This window comes from Devosia sp. FJ2-5-3, from assembly GCF_029201545.1.
Taxonomy (GTDB): Bacteria; Pseudomonadota; Alphaproteobacteria; order Rhizobiales; family Devosiaceae; genus Devosia.
Genome location: NZ_CP104007.1, coordinates 2,613,653 through 2,637,079, shown reverse-complemented (window position 1 = coordinate 2,637,079; position 23,427 = coordinate 2,613,653). Strand labels below are relative to the sequence as shown.

The 23,427-nt window shown below is 62.8% G+C and carries 23 protein-coding genes; 18 read left to right on the top strand and 5 right to left on the bottom strand.

The features are described from left to right. Positions 1 to 5 precede the first annotated feature (5 nt). The 4 genes from N0P34_RS12715 to N0P34_RS12700 are packed head-to-tail and all read right to left on the bottom strand — an operon-like array spanning position 6 to position 4,025. Entirely contained in the window at positions 6 to 1,187 is a 1,182-nt protein-coding gene (locus tag N0P34_RS12715) for a Xaa-Pro peptidase family protein (RefSeq protein ID WP_275603605.1), read from the bottom strand. Then, positions 1,184 to 2,266, bottom strand: coding sequence for an Ldh family oxidoreductase (locus tag N0P34_RS12710; protein WP_275603604.1), 1,083 nt, complete (start codon positions 2,264 to 2,266; stop codon positions 1,184 to 1,186). Before N0P34_RS12710 ends, N0P34_RS12715 begins: the two co-directional genes overlap by 4 nt. 2 nt (positions 2,267 to 2,268) lie before the next feature. Beyond that, on the bottom strand, positions 2,269 to 3,147 hold the full coding sequence (locus tag N0P34_RS12705; protein ID WP_275603603.1) for a DUF4438 domain-containing protein: 879 nt from the start codon (positions 3,145 to 3,147) through the stop codon (positions 2,269 to 2,271). Further along, entirely contained in the window at positions 3,144 to 4,025 is an 882-nt protein-coding gene (locus N0P34_RS12700; RefSeq protein WP_275603602.1) for a DUF4438 domain-containing protein, read from the bottom strand. Before N0P34_RS12700 ends, N0P34_RS12705 begins: the two co-directional genes overlap by 4 nt. A 194-nt stretch (positions 4,026 to 4,219) precedes the next feature. Between N0P34_RS12700 and N0P34_RS12695 the strand changes: the two genes are divergently transcribed. From N0P34_RS12695 to N0P34_RS12625, 15 genes are all read left to right on the top strand, one after another. After that, positions 4,220 to 5,740, top strand: a complete 1,521-nt coding sequence (locus N0P34_RS12695) for a carboxypeptidase M32 (RefSeq protein WP_275603601.1) — start codon at positions 4,220 to 4,222, stop codon at positions 5,738 to 5,740. 11 nt (positions 5,741 to 5,751) lie between these two features. Further along, positions 5,752 to 6,948, top strand: coding sequence for a pyridoxal phosphate-dependent aminotransferase (locus N0P34_RS12690; protein ID WP_275603600.1), 1,197 nt, complete (start codon positions 5,752 to 5,754; stop codon positions 6,946 to 6,948). Positions 6,949 to 6,956: 8 nt separating this feature from the next. Continuing rightward, entirely contained in the window at positions 6,957 to 7,442 is a 486-nt protein-coding gene (locus N0P34_RS12685) for a VOC family protein (protein WP_275603599.1), read from the top strand. A 3-nt stretch (positions 7,443 to 7,445) separates the two neighbouring features. Beyond that, the gene (locus N0P34_RS12680; protein ID WP_275603598.1) at positions 7,446 to 8,438 is read left to right on the top strand and encodes a M14 family metallopeptidase; all 993 of its coding nucleotides are present in this window, start codon (positions 7,446 to 7,448) and stop codon (positions 8,436 to 8,438) included. Between the two features lie 32 nt (positions 8,439 to 8,470). Then, the gene (locus N0P34_RS12675; RefSeq protein WP_275603597.1) at positions 8,471 to 9,376 is read left to right on the top strand and encodes a polysaccharide deacetylase family protein; all 906 of its coding nucleotides are present in this window, start codon (positions 8,471 to 8,473) and stop codon (positions 9,374 to 9,376) included. Next, entirely contained in the window at positions 9,373 to 9,849 is a 477-nt protein-coding gene (locus N0P34_RS12670; RefSeq protein ID WP_275603596.1) for an ureidoglycolate lyase, read from the top strand. Before N0P34_RS12675 ends, N0P34_RS12670 begins: the two co-directional genes overlap by 4 nt. Before the next feature lie 3 nt (positions 9,850 to 9,852). Beyond that, positions 9,853 to 10,749 (top strand): dihydrodipicolinate synthase family protein, encoded by an 897-nt coding sequence (locus N0P34_RS12665; RefSeq protein WP_275603595.1) that lies wholly within the window; start codon positions 9,853 to 9,855, stop codon positions 10,747 to 10,749. Then, on the top strand, positions 10,750 to 11,427 hold the full coding sequence (locus N0P34_RS12660; protein ID WP_275603594.1) for a GntR family transcriptional regulator: 678 nt from the start codon (positions 10,750 to 10,752) through the stop codon (positions 11,425 to 11,427). Next, a complete protein-coding gene (locus N0P34_RS12655; protein WP_275603593.1) occupies positions 11,424 to 12,326 on the top strand; it encodes an NAD(P)-dependent oxidoreductase in 903 nt (300 codons plus the stop codon). Before N0P34_RS12660 ends, N0P34_RS12655 begins: the two co-directional genes overlap by 4 nt. Further along, on the top strand, positions 12,323 to 13,393 hold the full coding sequence (locus N0P34_RS12650) for a Gfo/Idh/MocA family oxidoreductase (protein ID WP_275603592.1): 1,071 nt from the start codon (positions 12,323 to 12,325) through the stop codon (positions 13,391 to 13,393). The genes N0P34_RS12655 and N0P34_RS12650 overlap by 4 nt, the downstream gene beginning before the upstream one ends. Positions 13,394 to 13,612: 219 nt before the next feature. Next, complete coding sequence (locus tag N0P34_RS12645; RefSeq protein ID WP_275603591.1) at positions 13,613 to 15,172, top strand: ABC transporter substrate-binding protein; 1,560 nt, start codon at positions 13,613 to 13,615, stop codon at positions 15,170 to 15,172. 117 nt (positions 15,173 to 15,289) lie between these two features. Beyond that, entirely contained in the window at positions 15,290 to 16,783 is a 1,494-nt protein-coding gene (locus tag N0P34_RS12640; RefSeq protein ID WP_275603590.1) for an ABC transporter substrate-binding protein, read from the top strand. Positions 16,784 to 16,843: 60 nt separating this feature from the next. Further along, complete coding sequence (locus N0P34_RS12635; RefSeq protein ID WP_275603589.1) at positions 16,844 to 17,815, top strand: ABC transporter permease; 972 nt, start codon at positions 16,844 to 16,846, stop codon at positions 17,813 to 17,815. A gap of 10 nt (positions 17,816 to 17,825) precedes the next feature. After that, a complete protein-coding gene (locus N0P34_RS12630) occupies positions 17,826 to 18,743 on the top strand; it encodes an ABC transporter permease (protein ID WP_275603588.1) in 918 nt (305 codons plus the stop codon). A 15-nt stretch (positions 18,744 to 18,758) separates the two neighbouring features. Then, positions 18,759 to 19,820, top strand: coding sequence for a Gfo/Idh/MocA family oxidoreductase (locus tag N0P34_RS12625; protein ID WP_275603587.1), 1,062 nt, complete (start codon positions 18,759 to 18,761; stop codon positions 19,818 to 19,820). 53 nt (positions 19,821 to 19,873) lie between these two features. On the opposite strand, the gene N0P34_RS12620 is transcribed toward N0P34_RS12625, so the two are convergent. Further along, complete coding sequence (locus N0P34_RS12620) at positions 19,874 to 20,824, bottom strand: LysR family transcriptional regulator (protein WP_275603586.1); 951 nt, start codon at positions 20,822 to 20,824, stop codon at positions 19,874 to 19,876. A gap of 91 nt (positions 20,825 to 20,915) precedes the next feature. Here N0P34_RS12620 and N0P34_RS12615 point away from each other — a divergent pair, with 91 nt between their 5' ends. Genes N0P34_RS12615 through N0P34_RS12605 form a run of 3 tightly spaced genes read left to right on the top strand, consistent with a single transcriptional unit; the run spans position 20,916 to position 23,424 of the window. Further along, on the top strand, positions 20,916 to 21,812 hold the full coding sequence (locus N0P34_RS12615) for a dioxygenase (RefSeq protein ID WP_275603585.1): 897 nt from the start codon (positions 20,916 to 20,918) through the stop codon (positions 21,810 to 21,812). Next, entirely contained in the window at positions 21,809 to 22,768 is a 960-nt protein-coding gene (locus tag N0P34_RS12610; RefSeq protein WP_275603584.1) for a VOC family protein, read from the top strand. Before N0P34_RS12615 ends, N0P34_RS12610 begins: the two co-directional genes overlap by 4 nt. Next, positions 22,768 to 23,424 carry a phospholipase gene (locus N0P34_RS12605; RefSeq protein WP_275603583.1) on the top strand — a complete coding sequence of 219 codons (657 nt, stop codon included), beginning with the start codon at positions 22,768 to 22,770 and terminating at the stop codon, positions 23,422 to 23,424. Before N0P34_RS12610 ends, N0P34_RS12605 begins: the two co-directional genes overlap by 1 nt. Positions 23,425 to 23,427: the final 3 nt, after the last annotated feature.

Sequence of the window (23,427 nt, the reverse complement as noted above, 5' to 3'; positions counted from 1 at the left end):
CCCCCTTAGAGACTAATAATGCGTGTTTCGATGGGATGATCGGCCTGGAGCCGGCTGGGGATTTCGACCCCGTCGGCATGGACGATCATGGTGTTGATGGTGCGGTAGCCGTCGATCCCTGGCCGGTAGACGCCCGGCTCGTTGGAAAAGACCATGCCGGGCGCAACGATTGTGGTGTCGCCCGGTGCGAGCCACGGAGCCTCATGGCCTTCGACGCCCATGCCATGGCCGATGCGATGGCGGATGGTGTCGCCGAGACCCGCATCCTTGAGGGCAGCGAGGGCAGCGACATTGACATCCTGGCAGAGGGTGCCGGGTTTCAGCGCGGCAACGCCGGCAGCGTCGCAGGCTTCAAGCGCCTCCATGATGCGGCGCTGTTCGGCGGACATTTCCCCGACGACATAGGTGATGCCGCTTTCGGCGTGATAGCCGCCCAGAGAGCAGCCGACGCCGGAGATAAGCGTGTGGCCGCGCTGCGGCTTGCTGTGGCCGGTCGCGCCATGGGGCAGGGCCCCGCGTGGGCCGGTGTGGACGGAGGAGGAAATGCCCAGCTTGGTGCCGGCAAAGGCCTCGCCATAGTTTTTCTTCAGTTCTGCGAGGGCGAAGCTGGTGCTGTCGGCATAGAGGTCGAGCTCGGTGCCGCCCTGGGAGATGATGTCCCCGCCATTGAGCAGCAGACGCTCGAGGCAGAGATCGGCATAGGTGGCCGCGATGCGGGTGAGCTCCAGCTCCTCGGCCGTCTTTATGTAGCGGCAGGGGGCCGCGAAATCTTCGAGCACGAGGCTTTCCACCATGGCCTCGATGGGGCCGACAAGGCGGGCATCGAGCAGGTCGATGGCGATCTTGCGAGCACCGGATTCCTCGACCATCCAGACGACGGGATGAACGATTCCGGGGAATTCCTCGTAGATCTTGAGCTCGACACCTTCGACCGGCTCGGCGTTTTCGAGCTCGAGCAGCGGCACGAACAGGGTCGGCTTGCCGTTCAGCGGGATGTAGAGCGCGATGGGGCGCTCATTGACCGAGAAGTGGAAGCCGCAGGCGTAAAACACATTGGCGGGTGTCAGCAGCAGCACGCCGTCGAGGCCACGCTCCGCCGCCAGCGCGCGGATGCGATCCTGCACGCTGCGGCGAAAATCGAGGCCCATCGGGCGGACGGGCTTGCGCTCCCGGGTGAGACTGGTCACAGCCGGCTCTCCTCATAGGGGCCGACGATCTCAAGCTCGGATTCGACGCCGAGCTCTTTGCCGAGGGCAATGAGGTCTTCGAGCACTTCGTCGTCCAGCGGCACGCCGGCCTGCGACTTGCGCTCGGCCCGACGGGCTTCCTGTTCGCCGGGGATGAGGATTTCGGAGAAGCCCGGGCGCGTCTTGCGCGACTTCATCATCTGCGAGAATTCGCCCATGCGCTCCTTGAAGGTCTCGAGCGGCATGAACCATTCGATGTCGATGGCGGTCAGCGTGTGCGAAACGTCGAGCTTCTTGGGGTCGGCATAGGGGGTGAGGCCAAAGCCGCCGCCGCCGAGCACGCCGGTCATGACATCGGTCATGAAGGCAAGGCCGTACCCCTTGTATTCGCCGATGGCGAGGAGGGGGCCGTTCATGGCGGCGTTGGGGTCATCGGTGATTTCGCCGTCGGGCGTGAGGGCCCAGTCGAGCGGCATCTTTTTGCCTTCGCGGGCGTGCCACATCATCATGCCCTTGCCGGCCGTGGTGAGGGCGAAGTCCATCACGGCGGGGAAGCCAAGATTGGTCGGGGCGGCAATGCCCCAGGGATTGGTGCCGGTGGCGCCTTCGCGGGCGCCCCAGGGGGCCATTTCCGGGCCGGCATTGGTGATGGCCATGCCGATGCAACCCGCTTCCATGGCCTGGCAGGCATGGACGGCCGAGGAACCGTAATGGGTCGAGTTGCGGACGAGCACCTGGCCGATGCCGCTGACCTTGGCCTTCTGGATGGCCAGCCGCATGGCCTTGGCCGCCGCCACTGTGCCGATGCCGTTATGGGCATCGACCAGGGCGAGGGCCGGGCTTTCCTTGACGATCTCCCAGGGCGCCGCCGGATCGACCAGTTTCTGGCCGATGCGTTCCTGATAGCGCCGCAGCCGGCGAACGCCCTGGCCGTGGCCAGGGTGGAAGCGCAGCTCGGAGAAGATCAGGGCATCGGCGAAGATGGCCGCATCCTCGGCCGACAGGCCAAGTTTCTCAAACCCCTGGGCCATGAAGGTTTCGAGGCTAGGACGGGTGACGCTGGTCAGGGAGATCGACATGCTTAGTCTTCCAGGCTCAGGAGGGACTTGAGGTTGGTGCCGGGTGCGATGAAGCAGCCGAGCTCGCCCTTCGGAGCGGTCATGATGATGGTGACGCCCGGGCCGTAGCCGGCGCGCGGGCCATCGGTCTGGCCGACGACACCGATCGAGATCGCACCGCGGAGATAGCCGTGGTTGTAGCGGCTGTCGGTGTTCTCGAAGGCCACGAGATCGCCGAGACGAAGCTGGTCAAGACCGGCTTCCTTGAGGGCGGCGCGGTCGGTCGACTGCATGTGCAGGCTACCGCCTTCGGAGGTAAGGCCGAGACCGGCACCGATGAGGTGCGCCGGAACCTTGGCGACGACGCCGATTTCGAGACGCCCATCGACGACCTTCTTGGGCAGGGCTTCAAAGAGGTTCGGGCCAAGGCCCTTGAGGGCGACTTCGGGGTGGCCATCGACAGCCATGCCGGTGCCGAGCGAGCGGATGAGGATCTGGTCGCCCACGGCCATGTCGGCGCGGACCGACTTGGGGAAGTGGATGATCAGCTGCTCGGAGAAGCGGCCCGACTTACCGGTGACGACACCCTTGGCGCCCTGGGCGCGGCCGGTCATGACCACGGCGGTGTTGCCGAGGCATGCGTAGACGTTCAGGCCGCGATTCTTGAGGTCGTCGCCGCCCTTGATCGAGACGCCGGGATGGATGCAGTCCGCAGCCCAGCCGAAGGCGCTGTCGCCGACCGAGACATTATAGACGATGCCGCCCCATGTCGGCAGCAGGAACGGCTTGCCGTCAGCGGCGAGGCGATAGGGCTCTGCCGGCAGGCCAGCGAAACCCGGATGGGCAATGGCTCCGCCGAGCGAGACGGATACGAGGTCGTTTGCATTGACGGAAATGGTCATTTGGCCTGTCCGATTCCGAAGAAGTTGGCGATATTGGCTTTGGGGTCGATTTCGAAATCGAGGCTGCCGTCCGTGGCGGTCATGATCGTCATGATGCCCGGGCCGTGGCCGGTCATGATGGAATCGCCGTGGATGCAGAGCGCGATGGAAACAGAGCCCTCGCGGTAGGACCGGCCGAAATGGTGGTCTGCGTGACGGATGGCGATGACGTCGCCAAGGCGCATCTGGTCAATGCCGAGATCGGCCATGAGCTGGCGGTCGCCGCTCATCAGGTCCTGGTCGACATATTCGGAATTGAGCTCGGCGCCCGAACCCATGATCTCGATCGGCAGTTCCATGGCGGCTTTCACCTTGAGCTGGCCGTTGGGCTGGCGGGTGATGCCGAGGGCTTCGAGCAGGCGCGGGCTGGTCTTCTTGAACTCGACGCCGGGATAACCATCGAGCTCGATACCGCGGCCGATGGCCTCGATCTGGATCTGGTCGCCGATATTGAGCAGCTCGTTCACTTCATCGGGGAAATCCACAAGAAGTCGCGCATGCTCGCCGGTGACGACGCCCTTGGCGCCCTTGGCGAGGCCCGAGGTGACGGTGGCCACATTGCCGACGCAGGTCAGGTAGTGCAGGGCGAAATCTGCAGATTCATTCGGGTGAGCAATGGAAACACCGGGCTCCACATGGTCGCCGGCCCAACCGAAGGCACGGTCCCCGGCGCGCGCATTATAGGTCACGCCGAACATGCCCGGCAGCATGATTCCCTTGCCATCCGGGTGGTGGAGATAGGCGCCGGGGCGCACGGATGGCGTGCTGACATAGCCGCAAACGGCCATGGCGACCAAGCGGTCTGCATTGGAGGTGAGGCTGGTATTTTCGGTGCTCATCGAGCACTCGCCGTTTTTGCAGAGCTAGTTTTTCTCATTGCTTGACAACCGTTCAATTCCCTGTCCAACATTAGCTCGTCTGATTGTCGACAATCTAATATGTGACATTCAGTACATACGGAACGGGCGGCGTCAAGCACCTGGTGAGAAAAGCAGCAGAAGACCTGCTGGGGGAAGAAAGGTATTTTCGGTCAATGAGTTACGCTAAGCTCATGGAGCGCATTGGGCAGGTCAATGACATGCTGAACGCTCAGTCCATCCTCAGTTGGGATGCGCGGACGATGATGCCCCATGGCGGGCACGAGACGCGCAGCAAGCAGTTGGCGACGCTGTCTGTTTTGACGCGCGACCTGCTTGTTTCGGATGAAACCCGCTCGCTGCTGGACAAGGCCGAGAGCGAAGTCGCCGCCTTTGATGCATCCTCTGTGGAAAAAGGGATGGTTCAGCAGGTTCGCGACGCCATCGACTACCACCAGGCGATTCCGGCAGATTTGACCCGTCGCCGCGCAGAACTTGGCTCGATCGGCCATGCCATCTGGGCCAAGGCGCGTGCAGAGAACGACTATGCCCATTTTGCTCCGTTGATGGAGCAGACGGTCGAACTGAACCGCGAAATGGCCGAATGCATCGGCTATTCCGAGCATCCCTATGATGCGCTGATGTATCGCTTCGAGCCCGGCGAGACTGTCGCCTCGCTGAAGCCGCTGTTTTCGCGCCTTCGCGAAGGCCTGCTGCCGCTGGTCAAGGCTATTGCCGAAAAGCCGGCTCCGCGTTTTGATTTCCTCGAGCGCATCTATCCGGTCGACAAGCAGCATGCGCTGGCGCTGGAGATTTCCTCCAAGGTTGGCTACGACCTCAACCGCGGTCGCCTCGACACCACGCTGCACCCGTTCGAAGTGTCCTTCACCCGCAACGACGTGCGCATCACCACGCGCTTTTATGAAGACTACATGCCGGCAAGCCTTTTCGGCGCGCTGCATGAGGCGGGCCATGCGCTCTACGAGCAGGGTTCCGACCCCGCCTATGTCCGCACGCCATTCGCCACTGACCTTGTCGGCCTCTATGCCGTCAGCGGCGTGAGCTTCGGCGCTCATGAATCGCAGTCGCGGCTGTGGGAAAACCATGTCGGCCGCGCCAAGGCCTTCTGGGAAAACAATTTCGAAATCGCCAAGGGCTATTTCCCCGAGCAGCTCGCCGATGTTTCGGTGGACGAATTCTGGCGCGCCATCAACCGCGTCCGCCCGGGCTTCATCCGCGTCGAGGCCGACGAGCTGACCTATGACTTCCACGTCATGCTGCGCACCGACATCGAAGCGGCGCTGATCGACGGTTCGCTCTCCGTCAAGGATCTGCCCGAAGCCTGGAACGCCAAGATCAAGGAATATCTCGGTCTCGACGTTCCCAATGACGCGCAGGGCGTGCTGCAGGACGTGCACTGGTCGTCCGGCCAGATCGGCACCTTCTGCAACTACACCATCGGCAACGTCATGGCCGGCCAGCTGTTCGAAACCGCCAGCAAGGACGCTGGCATCGCCCAGGGTCTGGCCACCGGCGACTACGACCCGCTGCGCCACTTCATGGTGGAGAACATCCACCAGCATGGCCGCCGCTATACACGCGACGAGCTCCTGGTCCGCACCACCGGCCGCAAGCTCGATCCGGAGCCGTACATCTCGTACCTCAACAAAAAATACTCCGAGATCTACGGGCTCTAAGAGAGGACAAAATGGAACTTTCAAGCCTGCACGCCAACCGCCTGGCGGACCGTATCAAGCTCAAGGAAGAGCACGTCATCACCAAGATGGCGAACATTGCCGAGGGCCTGACCGACGTGATCCGTCTCGGCCGCGGCGATCCCGATCTCGACACGCCTGCCCATATCGTCAAGGCCGGCCAGGATGCGCTGGGTCGTGGTGAGACCCATTATGGCCACCCGCTCGGGCTTCCCGCCCTGCGCACGGCCATTGCCGCCAACATCAAGGCCCATGGTGGCGCCGACTACGCGATCGACGAAATCGTGGTGACCCCTGGCGGCCAGCACGCCATGTTCATCATCGCGCTGTCGCTGCTGAACCCGGGCGACGAAATCATCGTGCCGTGCCCGGGCTACAACCCCTATGGCCAGGCGGCAGAACTTGCCGACGCCACGGTTGTGCCGGTGCGCATGGACATGTCGACCAATTTCACCCTCACCGCCGAGATGGTGAAGAAGCACATCACGCCCAAGTCCAGGGTGCTGGTGCTGATCAACCCGAACAACCCGACCGGCACCGTGACGGCACCGGACGAGGTCGAGAAGATCGCCCAGCTCGCCATCGAGCACGATCTGATCGTCATTTCGGACGAGATCTATGCGCGCCTGACTTATGGCAACCAGCGTATCCAGCCGGTCGCATCGCTTCCGGGCATGCGCGAGCGCACCATCACACTGTCGGGCTTCTCCAAGGCCTATGCCATGACCGGCTGGCGCGTCGGCTACTTTGCCGGCCCGCGTGAGCTGATCGTGGCCATGGCCGAGATCAACCATGCCTTCGCGATTTCGGTCGCATCGGTCAGCCAGCACGCGGCCCTCGCCGCACTGACCGGCCCGCAGGAATGCGTCGAAGAGATGCGCCTGACCTATGACGAGCGCCGCAAGGCTCTCTGCGAGGGTCTCGATGCGCTGGGCATTCCCTATGCCGAGCCGCAGGGCGCCTTCTATGTCTATGCCGACGTGTCGGTCGTGGGCCTGCCGGCCAGCGAGTTCTGCCAGCGGCTGCTCGCCGAAGGCAAGGTGATGATCTATCCCGGCGTCATCTATGGCGACTATCGCGACGATTTCGTCCGCATGTCGCTGACCCAGTCGGTCGATCGCATCCGCGAAGCCATGGACCGCATCAAATCCGTCGTCGAAACCATCCGCGCTGAGCGCAAATCTGCCTGAGGAAGACCATGTCCGTGAAATCCGACAATCCCAATATCAAGTCCATCAAGCACATGGCCTTCGCCGTCCGCGACGCGAAGGAGGCACTGAGCGCCTATTCCAAGTTCCTGCACGTACCGACCGACACGCAGATCATCGACTACCCGAAGTCCAAGAACCGCGTTGCGCTCTTCAACCTCGGCGGCATCGAGTACCAGCTCTGCCAGTCGCTGGAAGAGGGCGGCCGTTTTGACGCCTGGATCAAGCAGCGCAACGCCCAGGGCCTGCACCACATCTGCTACGAAGTCGAAAACATCGACGCGGCACTCGACCACGCCAAGTCGCAGGGCGCCGAGCTGCGCATCTGCCAGGCCTGTGGCGTCTATGGCAGCCACCCGCATCCCGAAGGCTTTGTCGCATTCCTCGACAATGACGCCGGCGACGTCGAGATCGAATTCATGCAGGTCTACACGCCTGAAGAACTCGAAAAGTATAACGCATTCAAGGGCATCTAAGAAATGGCCGAACAGAAGACCATCACCGTCGGTACAGCAGTCGCAGCCCCGGGCGAAATCGTCCGCGGCGCGATCCCGGTTACCACTCTTGCCGGCGGCTCCAAGGTTGAGATCCCCGTCGTCATCGTCAATGGCGTCAATCCGGGCCCGGTGTTCTGGGTCGACGGCGCCATCCACGGCGACGAGCCGGAAGGCCCGATGGCCTGCGCGATCGCCCTGCGCGAAGTCGATCCCAAGCAGCTCTCGGGCACGCTGGTCATGGTGCCGGTGCTCAACGTCATGGCATTCGAGAACGCCAACCGCGGCAATCCGCTGGACACGTTCTCGTTCGACATGAACCGCATCTATCCGGGCCGTCCGGACGGTTACCTCAGCGAGCGTATCGCCTGGGCGCACTCGGAATGGATGAGCAAGGTCGCTGACCTCGAAATCTCGATCCACTCGGGCGGCGCGCACTCCTTCCTCGCCAAGGCGATCTTCGTCGACGAGACCCCAGAGTCCGTCGAGCTGGCCAAGGCCATGGGCGAAGGCTGGGGCTGCATCATGTCCAACTTCCTGCCCAAGGGTTCGCCCATGGCGCGGATGAAGGAAATTGGCAAGACCGGCATCACCGTCGAGCTGGGCGGCCGTTCGGCAACCTCGCCGGAAGCCTTCGCCAAGGTGTCGCGCGACCTCGCCGACTCCATCATCAACATCCTGCGCCACTACAAGATGTACCCCGGCCAGGCGACCTATCCGACCGACGCGACGCGCGGTCAGCAGGAAGCTCTGCTCGCTCCGGTCTCCGGCATCTTCGTGCCGACCCCCGGCGTCGACTTCCTCAAGCCGATGAAGAAGGGCGATTCCATCGCCAAGATCATCAACATCTTCGGCGACGAATTGGCCGAACTGGTTGCACCCGCCGACGGCATGTTCTTCGGCCTGCGCGCATTGCCTAACGTCAACACCGGCGACTGGTGCTGCTTCTTCAATAAGGTTGAGGGGAAGCGAGACTAAAGGTGGGTACCGGGGCAGGGCAGGAAGCAAACATGCGCGATTTCGTGGGATATGCCAACCGGCCCCCAACCGTCCGCTGGCCCGGCAATGCCGGGGTGGCCGTCAACTTCGTCCTCAACTACGAAGAGGGATCCGAATATTCGGTCGGTGAGGGAGACGGACGCTCCGAATCTGCCCTCATCGAGGTCTCCGCCCCGCGCGTGCCCCAGGGTGACCGCGATCTCGCATCCGAGAGCATGTACGAGTACGGCTCCCGGGTCGGGTTCTGGCGTCTGTTCCGATTGTTCCGGGATCGCGATCTCCCGGTGACGATCTTTGCCGCTGCCCTGGCGCTCGAACGCAATGCGGAGGTGGCTGAAGCCATCGCCGCAACCGACTGGGACGTGGCTGCCCACGGCTATCGCTGGATCGAGCACTACAGGCTCGACGAGGCGACCGAGCGCGAGCACATCGCCAAGGCCTATGACACGATCCTTCGCGTCATCGGTCGTGCACCTGCAGGATGGTATTGCCGCTACAGCCGCAGCGAACGGACCCGACGCCTTGTCGTCGAGCACGGTGGCTATGGCTACGACAGCGATGCCTATAATGACGAGGTCCCTTACTGGACGGAAGTCACGGGCAAGCAGCACCTGGTCGTGCCGTACTCGCTGGTGACCAATGACGCCAAGTTCCTGGCGGGTGGCGGTATCGAGAACCCGGCAGACTACGCCGCGTTCCTGATCGAAACCTTCGAGGTGCTTCATGCAGAGGGCAAGACGACCCCGCGCATGATGTCGGTTGGCCTGCATCCGCGCGTCATCGGCCACCCCGGCCGGTTTGCTGGCCTGGTCAAGTTCATCGACCATATCAGCAAGCGCGATGGCGTGTGGATCGCCAAGCGTGCCGACATCGCGGCCCATTGGCGCCAGGTCATGCCCGCAGGCGGTGCAGCATGACGCGGACCGTCCGGCTCGAGCCAATCCCCAGCGTCGAAGAGTTTGCGCCATTCGGCACGTTCATCCGTCGCCCGGATGCCCATGGCGAACGCCGCTTCTTTTCCGACTGGCTGGGCGGCGAGGGGCTGGCACCGGTCTTCCACGTCAACTCGATGGCGCCGACGCAATTGCCGGCGCCCATCACCAAGCTGGAACGGCATCCACACGCGGCGCAGTGTTTCGTGCCGCTCGATGTCGAACGCTACATCGTGACCGTGGCCCCCTCGCTTGCCGATGGAAGCCCGGACCTCGACGGCCTGCGCAGCTTCATCGTGCCCAGTTCGCTGGGCACGATCTACAAATCCACCGTCTGGCATGCGGGTGCATCCGTGCTCGATCGCGCCGGCGCCTTCGCCGTTCTCATGTGGCGCGGCCGGGACGATGACGACGAGTTCGTCGCCATCCCTGCTGTCACCCTTGTTTCTCAGGATTAACCGATGACCCGAACGCCAAAACTCTATGTCCCTGCGATCACGCCCTTCAAGGCGGATTTGAGCATCGACACGGATCGGTTCATTGCCAATTCCCAGGCTCTGCTCGCAGACGGTGCCGACGGCCTGGCGCCTTTCGGGACGACCAGCGAAGCCAACTCCATGTCCGTCGGCGAGCGGATCGAATTGCTCGATGCACTGATCGATAGCGGTGTTGCTGCAGATCGGCTCATTCCGGGCACCGGGTGCGCTGCGCTGCCGGACAGCATCGCGTTGACGCGCCACGCCGTGTCGCGCGGGTGCCTGGGCACCCTGTCGCTGCCGCCGTTCTATTACAAGGGCGTACCGGAACAGGGCATCGTCGACAGTTTTGCCGCCATCATCGATGCCGTGGGCGATGCCAAGCTGAAGATTTACCTTTACCACATCCCGCAGATGACCGGCGTGCCGGTGACCCTGACGCTGATCGAAGCGCTGATGGCCAAGTTCCCTGGCATTTTCGTCGGCCTCAAGGACAGCTCGGGCAATTGGGAAAACACCCATTCGGTCATCAAGGCCTTCCCCGAGCTCGACGTCTATTCCGCGTCCGAGGCGCTTATCCCGCAGAATGTCGCCGCCGGCGGGGCAGGGTGCATCAGCGCCTCGGCCAACGTCAATGCACGCAATATCAAGGCGTTGATGGCAGCGCTTGGCACGGAGAAGGAAGCGGCAATCGCGGCTGGCGTCACAGAAGTTCGCAAGATCTTTGAAGGCCTGCCCCTGATCCCGGCGATCAAGGCCGCAGCGGCCGCCCGCCATAACGACCCCAATTACGCCATCGTCCGTCCGCCCTTCGTAAAGCTCGCGGACTCCCACCATTCGGCAATCGAACGCGCCGTCCAGCTCGCAGCGACTGAGGTCTAAATGAGCATCGCAGGTCCCGCTTCCGAAATCTCCCGCATCGAGAATGTGCCCCTGCGCGTCTCGGTGGCGGAGATTATCCGGAAGGCAATCGTGAACGGGACCATGCGTCCTGGTACCCCGATCGTGGAGATGGCTCTTGCCGAGCAGCTCAACGTGTCGCGGGCGCCGGTGCGCGAAGCGATCCAGATTCTGGAAGCGGACGGACTGATCGAAAGCGTGCCCTATAAGGGCAAGCGCGTTAAGCCGCTGACGGTCAAAGAAGTCGAAGAACTCTACAGCCTTCGCGAGCAGTTCGAGGCCTTTGCGATCCGTCGGATCGTCGAACGCAAAGCCGACGTCTCGGTTCTGCGCATCCACAGCGACAACATGTTCGACGCGGCCGAGCGCGGTGACTTCTTGAGCTTGATGCAGGCGGATGAGGAATTTCATCGCGACCTGATCAGATTGGCCGACCACGCACTGATGCTGAGCATGTGGGACAACCTCTATCTGCGCATCCGGCAGATCATGGCCCTGCGCAACAGCGCCAATCGTGACCTGCGCCAGGTGGCCGCCAATCATCCGCCGATCCTCGATGCGATCGAGCATGGGGACATGATCAGGGCGATCTCCCTCATCTCCGACCACACGCGATCCGCGGCCCAGATCCGCCCAGAAGAATTGGGGATCGAGCCATGACGCGTCGCGCCCTTGTTACCGGAGCTGGTGGGTTCGTCGGTGGGTTCCTCACGAGGGGCCTGCTCGAGGCCGGCTATGCGGTGACTGGCCTCGACCAGTTTTTCGACGAATTTGCCCGGGCCAGTCTGGCCGGTGCCGAGCTTGTCGAAAGCGATATTACGGCCGAAGTGCTGGACGGCCTGGGGGCCTTCGACCTCGTCATTCATGGCGCGGCGATTACCTCGCCATCGCCCGAGACAGGCCTGACCGCGTTTGATTGCCTGCGCATCAATTGCGAGACTACCCTTGCGGCTCTCGCCAAGGCGCGCGCCTGCGGAGCGACCGATTTCGTGCTCTTGTCTTCCTCCGGTGTGTTCCGGTCCGAGGATGCCGATGGGGTGCTGCTCGAAAGCACGCCGGCACGCGCGACCATTCCCTATGCCGTCGCCAAGCGGGCAGGGGAGCTTCTGCTCGAAGCCGAATTGCCCGGAGAGATGCGGGCCATCGCTATCCGCCTCGGCCCCATCTATGGCCCGGGCGAGCGCGTGCGCCAGACCCGTCAGCACATGTCGCCACTCCGTCGCTGGATCGAAGCGGGGCGCAATGGCGATGCCATTGTCGTTGACCTGCCACGCTCGCGCCGGGACTGGACCTATGGTCCGGACCTGCCCAAGGCCCTGCTGGCGCTTCTCGACCGCCAGCCCGCCATTTCCGGCGTCATCCATTTCACCTCGGGCGAGGATATCGACGATGTCGAGCTTGCCGAGATGATTGCCGCAAAATACGGCGTCGAGGTCCGGCTCGGCGACGGTGTCGACTATCGTGTGCCCATGACCAGCGAAATCGTTCCGCCAGCCGACCTCTTTGGCTGGACCTCGCTCGCCACCGGTCTCAATTCGGTCATGGAGGACCGCCCATGACACTCCGTCTCATTCTTGTCGGGCTTGGCGCCCGGGCCCAGTTCTGGATGCGCGTGATCAGGGACAATCCCGATTGCACCATTGTCGGGCTGATCGATCCGAGTGAAGCCGCGCGCGAGCGCGCCCTGGCCCAGTGGCCCGAGGCCATCGCGTCCGCCGATCTCGACATCGTCGGCAAGATCGAAGCTGACGCCATCGTCCTGATCACGCCGCCCGGTGGCCGCGAGGCCCAGATGGAGGCGGCGTGCCGCGCCAAGCTGCCCATTCTCGCCGAAAAGCCACTGGCGGACAGCGTTCCGCTGGCCAAGCGCTATGTCGAAATGGCCGAGGAAGCCGGCATTCCGCTGATGGTCGGGCTCAATTTCCGTTATCTGCCGGTAACGCAACGGACCATGTCGCTGTTCGGGACGACGGTCGGCAAGCCGGAGTTTTCCCGCTTCACCTATGAGCGTTGGCGGGATGGGACGCTGGCGCGTCTGAACAAATATCCGCTGACCATGGCCCAGCCCATGCTGTGGGAACAGTCGATCCACCACTTCGACCTGATGCGCTATGTCTACCAGTCGGAGCTGGTCTCGGTTTACGCCAAGACCTTCAATCCAAGCTGGTCGATGTATGCCGACGACGCCAATGTCAGCGCGCTGTTCACCTTCGCTAATGGCGTGATCGTGAACTACCAGGGCCTCTGGCAGTCGAACTGGCAGGAGCCCAGCTTCACCTGGCGCCATGAATGCGCCCAGGGCGTGATCGTCCAGAACGACCAGTTCGGCGACCTTCACTACGCCCTGCAGCAGGACGCCGCTCTGACCAGCGTGGCGTTGCCGGAATACGAGCAGTGGTACCACGACGCCGTCGCCCTGCTGGAGGCCTTTGTTGCCGCCCTCAAGGGGGAAGCCGAGCTTCAGTGTTCCGGCCGCGACCATCTGCGGTCGCTGCAGATGGTGGAAGCCTGCATTATTTCGTCGACCGAAAATCGTTCGGTCGATATCGCCGAATTCGGAGCCGCAAGCGGTCCGAATGGAAAAGTCAGCCGCTCAAATCCAGCGCCCCAACCGGAGCAAGCCTGAGAGCGTATGACTAAAATCCACGGCTCGAAGAGCGTCGTGGGCACTGAAAGCGGGCGCCTTGCGCGAGTGCGGGGCCGACCCCACAGGACCTGGGTGGCATGGCCATCAGGGCGAAGGGTAGACGAACGGGATCTGCGGGGATGTCTCCGCAAATCCATAGGAAAGCGGCCTGCGCGGGAACACAGGACGCAAGATCCATTCAACAGGGAGTTACTCGTAATGACCAAAATAAGAGCTTTGCTCATGGCAGGCGTCGCGGTTTTTGCCGCGCCGACGCTCGTCATGGCACAGTCCGCCGATACCATCACCGTCGGTATCAGCGCAGACGCCAACACCTTCGATCCAGCGGCGATCTCCAGCCGCGACAACTCGAACATCGCCAAGCATATCTTCGGCACCCTGTACGAAATCACCCCTGCTGGTGAGATCGTGCCGGATCTGGCCGAGAGCTATGTCGAGGCAGAAGACGGCAAGTCCTACACCTACACGCTGCGCGAAGGCCTCGTTTGCGAGGACGGCGAAGCGCTGACTGCAGAAGACGCCGCCTATTCGTTCAACCGTGCTGCTGACCCGGCCAATGCCTTCACCGGCAATACGCCAGGCTTCGTCTATTCCTCGATCCAGTTCGCCGGCGCGGAAGCGATCAGCGACCGCGAGGTCAAGATCAATCTTGGCCAGAAGAACCCGGTGTCCTTCGGCCTGATCGCCGAAGTGTTCATCCACTGCAAGGACAGCTACGAGGCAATGTCCCTCGAAGACGCTGCCAGCAAGCCCGTCGGCTCGGGTCCCTACAAGCTTGCTTCGTGGGATCGCGGTAGCCAGGTCGTGCTGGAACGGGTCAAGGAAGACGAAGCCAACGCCCAGAACATCATCTGGCGCATCATCCCGGAAGCCTCGACCCGTTCGGCCGAGCTCATCGCCGGCAATGTCGACATCATCACCAATGTCGCACCGGACCAGCTCGATGCCGTCAACAACTCCGGCAATGCCGAAGTCAAGGCGGTGCAGGGCACCCGTCGCATCTATGTCGGTTTCAACCAGCGGGAAGACTTTGCCGAAGGTAGCGAAGGCGGCAAGGCCATCCAGGATACCGCCGTGCGCGTGGCGCTGCAGTATGCAGTGGACGTTCCGGCAATCTGCTCGCAGCTGCTGAACTTCGAATGCACCCGCGCCAATGGCCTGGTGAACCCGCCGAACGACAACAAGTCTCTTTCGCCCTATCCCTACGATCCGGAAATGGCGGAAAAGCTCCTCGACGAAGCCGGCTATCCGCGCGGTGAAGACGGGGTTCGCTTCGAGATCACCATGCAGGCCCCGCGTGGTCGCTACCTCAACGACGCCAACGTCGCCCTGGCCGTCGGCCAGTACCTGTCCGACATCGGCGTCCAGACCAATGTCGAACTGCTCGAATGGGCATCCGTCTACGTGCCGCTGATCAGCGCCCACGATGCCGGTCCCATGTTCCTGCTCGGCAGCGGTGGCGGTACGTGGAGCCCGCTCTACGACATGACCGATCTGTCTACTCCTGACGCAGGCACTAACTACACCGACTGGAGCAATCCTGAATGGTTCGATGGTTGGGCCGAAATTGCGGCTGCCACGACCGATGAAGAACGCCGCGTCGTCATCGATCGCATGCTCGAAGTCTTCTACAACGATCCGCCGTGGCTGATGCTGTACTTCCAGCCTGACTTCTATGGTGTGTCCAAGCGCGTCGACTTCCAGCCGCGTCGCGACGAGAAGGTCTATCTCTTCGACACCAAGATCGCGTCGAACTGACCCGATAACTGGCGCGGGCTGCCCCGCCCGCGCCGACAAAATGCGTCATAGGATAATCAGATGTTCAAAAAGCTCCTACTCTCGGGCGTTGCGCTTGCCGCATTAAGCGCGCCTGTCATGGCAGCCCCCCCGGAAAACACGATTGTGGTTGGCCTGAGCGCCGATGCGTCGACGTTCGACCCCGCTCAGATCTCGAGCCGGGACAATGCCAACATTGCCAAGCACCTGTTCGCCACGCTGTTCCAGGTGACCTATGAGGGTGTGGTCCAGCCCTACCTGGTCGAGGACACCAAGGTCAGCGAAGACGGCCTGACGTATAATTTCAAGCTCAAGGAAGGCCTGACCTGCCACGATGGTGAAGCCCTCACCGCCGAGGACGTGGCCTATTCCTTCAACCGTGCAGCCGATCCGGCGAATGCCTTCACCGGCAACACCCCGGGCTTCGTCTACACCACGCTCGGCTTCGACTCCGCAGTGGCCATCGATGACCTGAACGTTGAGATCAACGTCAAGTCGCCGACCACCCTTGCACTGGGCATGCTCGCCCAGGTCTATATCCACTGCAAGGACAGCTACGAGGGCAAGACCGCCGAGGACGCCGCCTCCAACCCGATCGGCTCCGGCTCCTACCGCATCGCCAGGTGGGATCGCGGCAGCGAGATCGTGCTCGAAAAGGTCCAGGATCCGGGCAATTTCGACAACATCATCTTCCGCATCATTCCCGAGGCTTCTACCCGTACGGCAGAACTCATCGCTGGCAATGTCGACATCATCACCAACGTGTCTCCCGACCAGGTCGGCGCTATCGACGCCTCCGGCAGCTCGAAGGTTCGCGCCGTCAGCGGTACCCGCCGCATGCAGATCGGCTTCAACCTGGGTGAAAAGGTTGCCGACATGCCCGGCGCCAAGGAAATCCAGGATCCCAAGGTCCGTTTCGCTCTCCAATATGCCGTCGACGTCCCCGGCATCTGCGAGCAATTGCTCGGAACCAGCTGCGAGCGCATGACGAGCCTCGTCAACCCGCCCAACGGCAACCCCGATCTCAAGCCAATCCCGTATGATCCGGAAATGGCCGAGAAGCTGCTGGATGAGGCAGGCTACCCCCGCGGCGAAAACGGCGTTCGGTTCTCGATCCGCCTGCAGGGCCCGCGCGGCCGCTACCTGGCTGACGCCTCGGTGGTCCAGGCCATCGGCCAGATGCTGACCGACGTCGGCGTTGAAACCGAAGTCGAACTTCTCGAATGGGCCTCGGTCTATTCGCCGCTGCTTCGCACTAAGGAAATGGGCCCGCTCTTCTTCCTCGGGCAGGGTGGTGTGACCTGGAACCCGCTCTACGACATGAGCCTGTTCTCCACGCCCGACGCAGCGACCAACTATCAGAGCTGGACGGATCCGCGCTGGTTCGCCGACTGGGAAATCGCCCGCTCGGCCGAGAGCCCGGAAGCCGCTCGTCCGGTGATCAACCGCATGCTCAAGCTCTTCTACGAAGAAGGCCCGTGGCTGCAGCTCTACTTCCAGCCTGACTTCTACGGCGTCTCGAACCGGATCAATTGGGAACCGCGTCGTGACGAAGAAATCGACCTCTTCTACGCTACCCTGGCGCAGAGCTAAAACCTGAACCGCGCGCGGCGATGACGCCGCGCGCACATCCCACAATGAAGGCCGCATCGTATGACCTTTATCGTCCGTCGCCTGCTCCAGAGCCTGATCGTCATCATCGGCGTGACGCTGATCACGTTTTCCGCCCTGCAGATGAGCGGCGACCCAACCTATCTTTATGTCAGCGAGCGCGCCACCGCGGAAGAGATCGCCCGCACCCGCCAGGCACTAGGCTTTGATAGACCTTTGCATGAGCAATATCTGTCGTTCCTGGGCAATCTGGTTCAGGGAGATTTCGGCAACTCGCTGTCCTACAAGCGCCCGGCCATCGAGGCCGTCATGGAGGCATTGCCGGCCACCCTGGAATTGACGCTGTTCGCCATGATATTGGCGATCGTCGTCGCCATCCCGCTCGGTGTTGCTGCTGCGCTCAACCGCGGCAGCCCTGTCGATGGCTCCATCATGACAGTTGCCATGGCGGGTCAGTCGATACCGAGTTTCTGGCTCGGCATCATGATGATCATGTTCTTCGGCCTGCAATTGCGCATTTTCCCGATTTCCGGGCATGTGCCGTTCATAATGCCGCTGGTGCAGGGCGATTTCGGCCGTGCGTTCAGCCAGTTGCCGCAGACGCTCTACTATCTGATCATGCCCGGCTTTGCCGTTGCCTTCTATTCGATCTCGCGCAATGCCCGTCTGGTCCGCTCGTCCATGCTCGAAGTGCTTGGCCAGGATTTCGTGCGCACCGCCCGGGCAAAGGGTATCAGCGAATATGCCGTGGTCGTGCGGCACGCCCTGCGAAATGCCTGGTTGCCGGTGGTGACCATGATCGGTCTCGAATTCGGCTTCCTCATCGGCGGCGTGGTCGTGGTGGAAATGGTGTTCTCCTGGCCAGGCATCGGCCGGTTGATCTTCAACGCGATCAACCAGCGTGACATCCCGGTCGTTCAGGCTGCCGTGGTTGTGCTGGCCCTGGTCTTCATCTCCCTCAATCTCATCGTCGATCTGATCTACGCCAAGATCGATCCCCGCGTGAAACTCTAGGAGCGCGCCTATGACTGTTCAAACCGCTCCCGCAGCCGCACCCGCCAAGCCCATCTCGCAGCGCCGAAAGGCGATGCGACGGGCCTGGCGCTCGCTTGTGGCCGCCAGATGGCCGCTGGTGGCGCTGGTCATCCTCGGCATCGTGGCCATTGCGGCCATCTTCGGACCCTGGATTTCCCCGCTCGATCCCAACCGTCAGGACATCATGCGGCGCCTTGCCGATCCGATGACCGAGGGCAGCCGGGGCATGTTCTGGCTGGGCACCGATGGTCTCGGACGCGATATCCTGTCGCGCCTTATCTACGGGGCCCGCATTTCGCTTCTGGTCGGCATCTGCGCCATCATGGTGGGTGGCACGATCGGCGTCATGGCTGGCCTCTGCGCCGGCTATTTCGGCGGCATCGTCGACGATATCATCATGCGCCTGGGCGATATCCAGCTCGCGTTTCCCTTCATCCTGCTTGCCATCATGTTCCTGGTCATTCTGGGACCGGGCGTGGTCAACATCATTATCGTGCTCGGCATCGGGCAATGGGTGACCTATGCGCGTATCGTGCGGGCACAGACCCTGTCATTGCGCGAGAAGGAATATGTTGAGGCGGCGCGTGCTCTTGGCGACCCGACCTTCTTCGTGATCTTCCGCACCATCCTGCCCAATATCGTGGCGCCACTGACGGTTATCGCCTCGTTCAACGTGGCGTCGGTGATCCTGTCGGAAGCCTCGCTCTCCTTCCTCGGCCTGGGTGTTCCGCCCAATGTGCCGACCTGGGGCGCCATGCTTGCCGATAGCCGCGACCAGCTCCTCGCCAACAAGTGGTGGCTGGCATTCTTCCCGGGCATTGCCATCGTCATGACGGTGCTGAGCTTCAATATCCTTGGCGACTGGCTGCGCGACTTCCTCGATCCGCGCCTCAAGACCAACGGTTAACAATAGGAATCTGCAATGAAATTCGCAGTAATTGGGGCGAGCTTTGCCCGCGCCGCCTACCTTCCGGCCCTGCGTCACGTTCCCGGCGCGGAAGTGGTGGCCGTGGCCTCGGGCCGCCTCGAAAGCGCCCGGTCGGCGGCTGACGCCTTCGGTGTCGCCGATGCCTATTCCGACTGGCGTGAAATGTTGGCCAAGCATAAGCCGGACGCCGTGCTGATCGCGACGCCGACCGACACCCATGCAGAAATGACGCTGGCGGCCCTCGAAGCCGGGGCTCACGTGGTCTGCGAAAAGCCGACGGCGGTCAATGCCGGCGAAGCCCAGGCCATGCTGGACAAGGCTACCGCCCTTGGGCGCGTGCACATGATCGACCATGAGCTGCGGTTCAATCCAAACCGCATGCGCATCGCCGAGATGATCGCCAATGGCGATCTCGGTGAAATTCGCCACGTCAACATCGCCAATATCGGCGCCAGCTGGGCCGACCCCGCTGCGCGTCCGAAGGGCGATTGGTGGAGCCTGATCGAACATGGCGGCGGGCGTCTCGGCGCCAATGGCAGCCATCAGGTCGACATGGTCCGCTGGTGGCTGGGCGCCGTCCACTCGGTGATGGGCGAAGCTCTGACCGTCATCCCCAACCGGATCGACAAGGCCACCGGCGAAGCCTGGACCGCAACGGCCGACGACGTCGCCTACATGACGCTGCGCATGCAGTCCGAAGCGCGCGTGCAGATCTTCATGAGCGGTGTTGCCGCCAACAATATCGGCAATCTGACTCAGGTTTTCGGATCGAAGGGCACCATCACCCTCGCCAACGAGGATGAGAAGCTTTACTTCGCCAAGGCCGGCCAGGGTTTTGAGGACATCACCCAGGACGACCCCAATTCGCGACTCGAGGGCCTGAACAAGGGCATCTGGAACGTGTCGGTCGTTGGGGCTCTGCGCGAATTCGCGGCGGCCATCAGCGAGGGCCGCCAGCTCAAGCAGGGTGCGTCCTTCGTCGACGGCGTCGAAAACCAGCGCGTGCTCGACGCCGTGCGGACCTCGACGGAGACGCGCGCCTGGGTCGACCTTTGATCCCATCGCAAACGACGCGTGCATAATCAGGCTGGCCGGGTTTTTTGACCCGGTCAGCTGCCCCACACCACAGCGTTTTCGTGGCGTTTGATGGTGTGTTTGAGGTCATCGAAGACCTGGATGATATGGCGCACGAACCGGTCCGACGCCGGAGAGTTCGGCGCATCGAGGCGCCGCAATATGCCCAGCGACCGATCGGGCTGGGGGATGTCGAACGGGAGCACGGTGATGCGCCGTTCCTTCCTGAGCGCAAACACCACCGAAAACGGCAAGACGGCCAGCGCCTGCGAGTCGGCGAGGAAATTGACCACGCTCATCAGCGAGCCGCCGGAATAGCGGATATTGAGTTCGCTGACGCCGATGCTGAGAAGGATCATCTGCAGATCGGTCATCAGCGGCGAGCCCGGCAGCGGCGCGATCCACGGATAGGCGGCCAAATCGGTTGCCTGCGGGCGAGGGCGCTTCAGAAGAGGGTGGTCGGTACGGCAGGCAACCACGTTCTTGCCCGGCAGGATTTCGATGAACTCATAGGCCGAGCCCGGATGGGCCGAACCGATCGGGACAATGCCGAGATCAATAAGCTGGGCATCGAGCGCCGAAACCAGATCGGGCAGATTGCCATAGCTCTGCTGGACACTGACCTCGGGTTCTTCGAGGTGGAACTGGGCGATCATCTGGCTGACCAGTGCATCCATGAAGAAGGGCACGCCGCCAACGCGGACGAGGCCGCTCGTTCCCTTGAGATGCCCCTGCACTGCATCGGTAGCCCGGCGGGACGCCGTGAGGATCGCGCGGCCATGGATGGCCAGCTGGGATCCCAGCGCCGTGGGCTGAAGCGGTCGTCGGCCCTTGACGAAAAGCGGCTCGCCGACCCGGGCCTCGAGCATGGCGAGCGATCGGCTCACGGCTGACTGGGTCATGCCGAGCAAGGCCGCGCCTTCAGAGACGCCACCGGTGTCGACGACGGCTGCAAGCTGCATCAAATGGCGCTCATTCAGCTTCATAGCAAATTGCTATATTCGCTATCCCACTATTCATCAATGTCGTCGTCCTTTCGTGCCAAGTTGAGCGCGTGGAGAGGAGGACTTCGCATCGATGACCCGGGGGCAAGACGCAGAAGCGCAGTTGGACGGACTGGCCAGTCTCGAGGCTCTCGAGGCCCGGCTGGCGGCGCTCAAAGCGACGCGGCTCGTTGACAGCATGGCCGTTCTGGCCGAGCACGTTCATCGGCTGCTGCTCGTCCTCCGGCCAACACCCGCCGAACTGCGCGCCGTCATCGACTTCCTCACCGAGACCGGGCACCACACGGATGCCCGGCGGCAGGAGTGGGTATTGCTTGCAGACGCGCTCGGCATTTCCGCGGCGGTCCAGGATCTTGCCAATCCATTGGTCGACGGGGCGACGCCCAACACCGTCTGCGGGCCATTCTATCGCGCGGATATGCCGGACATTGCCATCGGGCAATCCATCAGCCTCGACGGCAAGGGTGACCCGTTGAAGGTGACCGGGACCATACGGTCGACCAGCGGGGAGGGGATCGGCGGGGCGGTCGTCGAAATCTGGCAGGCCAATGCCCAGGGTTTTTACGAAAACCAGGAGCCCGACCTTCAGCCCGAGCACAATCTGCGCGGCCGCCTGGTTGCCGACCGGCAGGGGCGGTTTGCGTTTCAGTCGATCAAGCCGGGCGGCTACAGCCTGCCTGCCGATGGGCCGGTCGGGCGCCTTTTGACCCGGCTGGGCCTCGCCCTGCATCGTCCCGCCCATATCAATTTCCGCGTCACGGCCCCGGGCTATCGGGACCTGACCAGCCAGATCTTCGACCGCGCCGACCCGGCGGTCGCGGCGGACGCCATTTTCGGCGTCAAACCGGAACTGCTCGCCGATTTTCAGATCGAGACGGTCGGGACACGACCAAATTACGGCCTCGATATCGACCTCGTCATGGCTCCAGCGGAGCCCGAACATACCATGCCAGGAAGGAGCTCAGAATGAGTGGCATCAGCGGCTATCACCACCTGACACTGTCAACCGACGGTGCGCAGGAGGATTTCGACTTCTACACCAAGACGCTCGGCCTGCATTCGGTCAAGCGTACCGTGCTGTTTGACGGCGTGCTGCCGGTCTATCACCTCTACTACGGTTCGCCCGATGGCGATGCCTCGACCATCATCACCACCTTCCCGTTCCGTAAGCCGGGCGTCTATGGGCGTCGCGGCACCAACCAGTCCCGCGCCATTCTTCAGGCCATTCCAAAAGGCGCTGCCGATTTCTGGGTGGACCGGCTCAACGCCCGCGGGATCGAGGCGCACAAGGTCACGCGCTTCGGCACCGAACGGGTCATCGTCGCCCATCCCTGCGGCATTCCGCATGAACTGGTCGAGAGCGACAGCGACAGGCGCGAGCCGATTACCAATGCCGCGCAAGGCATCGGCCGCGACCACGGCATCAAGGGTATCTATGGCAGCGTGATCGCGACGACCGACAAAACCGCGATGAACGACTTCCTGACCATCGCGCTGCCGCTCGAGCTGGAGTCGCAGACCGATGACGGCGACGTCTATCGTGTGCCCGACGCTTCCGGCGTCATCCAGCGCGTCGAGGTGATCACCGACCGCGAGAGCCCGCAGGGGACATGGACGCTCTCGGGCGGCACCATCCACCATCTGGCGCTTAATACCGGCGACGAGGAAACCCAGCTCAAGCTGCGGGCGCATATCGAAGGACTCGGATTTACAGACATTTCCGAGCAGAAGGACAGAAACTACTTCAAATCCTGCTATGTCCGCTCTCCCGGCGGTGCCCTGTTCGAGCTGGCCTGGACGACCCCGCAGGGTTGGACCTCTGACGAGCCTCCCGGCCAGATCGGCAAGACGCTGGTGTTCCCGCCATGGTTCAAGGATCGTGAGGCCGAACTGCGCGCCGGCCTCGAACAGGCGGATTTCGTCTGATGAACGGGGCGGCTGGACTTCGGCTTGGTGCTGCGGGCTCGGCGGTCAGGGCGCTCTGCGTCCTGATCCATGGGCGCGGCCAGTCGCCCCATGACATGGAAAGCCATATCGTCGACCGCCTGTCGGCAGACGAAGTGGCTTTCTGGTTGCCGCGCGCGCCGAGAGGCGCCTGGTATGATGCACGCGCCGTCGATCCCATAAACGGGGAAACGGCGGCGCAACTGAAGGGGTCGCTCGACCAGCTGGCGGCCGAAATTGTGGCGCTGCGGGATGAGTTCCCCGGCAAGCCAATGGTGTTGGCAGGATTTTCGCAAGGGGCATGTCTTGCCATCGAATATGTTTGCCGGGGCGATCCGGCACCCGACGCGCTGGTGGCGCTCACCGGGTGCCGGGTCGGCACACTGGCCTGCGACCGGCCGCGACAGGCGCCGTCTGGGTTGCCAGTCTATCTGACCGGCAGCGACACCGACCCGTGGATTCCGCTGCAGGCCATGATGGAAGCGGCTGGTGATCTTGGTGGACAAGGACTGCGCCTGCGGGCGGATGTTTTTCCCGGCCGGGCACATGAGGCGCTCGATGCTGAGGTGGAAATGCTCGGGACTGTGCTTGCGGATCTGGCAGCGGGCCGCGCCCCGGCCATGAGGTCGGGACGATGATGG

What these genes read in the sequence shown, in the direction of transcription:
- N0P34_RS12710 (WP_275603604.1), bottom strand. Translation starts at nt 2,266, where the DNA reads ATGTCGATCTCCCTGACCAGCGTCACCCGTCCTAGCCTCGAAACCTTC.
- N0P34_RS12705 (WP_275603603.1), bottom strand. Translation starts at nt 3,147, where the DNA reads ATGACCATTTCCGTCAATGCAAACGACCTCGTATCCGTCTCGCTCGGC.
- N0P34_RS12700 (WP_275603602.1), bottom strand. Translation starts at nt 4,025, where the DNA reads ATGAGCACCGAAAATACCAGCCTCACCTCCAATGCAGACCGCTTGGTC.
- N0P34_RS12695 (WP_275603601.1), top strand. Translation starts at nt 4,220, where the DNA reads ATGAGTTACGCTAAGCTCATGGAGCGCATTGGGCAGGTCAATGACATG.
- N0P34_RS12690 (WP_275603600.1), top strand. Translation starts at nt 5,752, where the DNA reads ATGGAACTTTCAAGCCTGCACGCCAACCGCCTGGCGGACCGTATCAAG.
- N0P34_RS12685 (WP_275603599.1), top strand. Translation starts at nt 6,957, where the DNA reads ATGTCCGTGAAATCCGACAATCCCAATATCAAGTCCATCAAGCACATG.
- N0P34_RS12680 (WP_275603598.1), top strand. Translation starts at nt 7,446, where the DNA reads ATGGCCGAACAGAAGACCATCACCGTCGGTACAGCAGTCGCAGCCCCG.
- N0P34_RS12675 (WP_275603597.1), top strand. Translation starts at nt 8,471, where the DNA reads ATGCGCGATTTCGTGGGATATGCCAACCGGCCCCCAACCGTCCGCTGG.
- N0P34_RS12670 (WP_275603596.1), top strand. Translation starts at nt 9,373, where the DNA reads ATGACGCGGACCGTCCGGCTCGAGCCAATCCCCAGCGTCGAAGAGTTT.
- N0P34_RS12665 (WP_275603595.1), top strand. Translation starts at nt 9,853, where the DNA reads ATGACCCGAACGCCAAAACTCTATGTCCCTGCGATCACGCCCTTCAAG.
- N0P34_RS12660 (WP_275603594.1), top strand. Translation starts at nt 10,750, where the DNA reads ATGAGCATCGCAGGTCCCGCTTCCGAAATCTCCCGCATCGAGAATGTG.
- N0P34_RS12655 (WP_275603593.1), top strand. Translation starts at nt 11,424, where the DNA reads ATGACGCGTCGCGCCCTTGTTACCGGAGCTGGTGGGTTCGTCGGTGGG.
- N0P34_RS12650 (WP_275603592.1), top strand. Translation starts at nt 12,323, where the DNA reads ATGACACTCCGTCTCATTCTTGTCGGGCTTGGCGCCCGGGCCCAGTTC.
- N0P34_RS12645 (WP_275603591.1), top strand. Translation starts at nt 13,613, where the DNA reads ATGACCAAAATAAGAGCTTTGCTCATGGCAGGCGTCGCGGTTTTTGCC.
- N0P34_RS12640 (WP_275603590.1), top strand. Translation starts at nt 15,290, where the DNA reads ATGGCAGCCCCCCCGGAAAACACGATTGTGGTTGGCCTGAGCGCCGAT.
- N0P34_RS12635 (WP_275603589.1), top strand. Translation starts at nt 16,844, where the DNA reads ATGACCTTTATCGTCCGTCGCCTGCTCCAGAGCCTGATCGTCATCATC.
- N0P34_RS12630 (WP_275603588.1), top strand. Translation starts at nt 17,826, where the DNA reads ATGACTGTTCAAACCGCTCCCGCAGCCGCACCCGCCAAGCCCATCTCG.
- N0P34_RS12625 (WP_275603587.1), top strand. Translation starts at nt 18,759, where the DNA reads ATGAAATTCGCAGTAATTGGGGCGAGCTTTGCCCGCGCCGCCTACCTT.
- N0P34_RS12620 (WP_275603586.1), bottom strand. Translation starts at nt 20,824, where the DNA reads ATGAAGCTGAATGAGCGCCATTTGATGCAGCTTGCAGCCGTCGTCGAC.
- N0P34_RS12615 (WP_275603585.1), top strand. Translation starts at nt 20,916, where the DNA reads ATGACCCGGGGGCAAGACGCAGAAGCGCAGTTGGACGGACTGGCCAGT.
- N0P34_RS12610 (WP_275603584.1), top strand. Translation starts at nt 21,809, where the DNA reads ATGAGTGGCATCAGCGGCTATCACCACCTGACACTGTCAACCGACGGT.
- N0P34_RS12605 (WP_275603583.1), top strand. Translation starts at nt 22,768, where the DNA reads ATGAACGGGGCGGCTGGACTTCGGCTTGGTGCTGCGGGCTCGGCGGTC.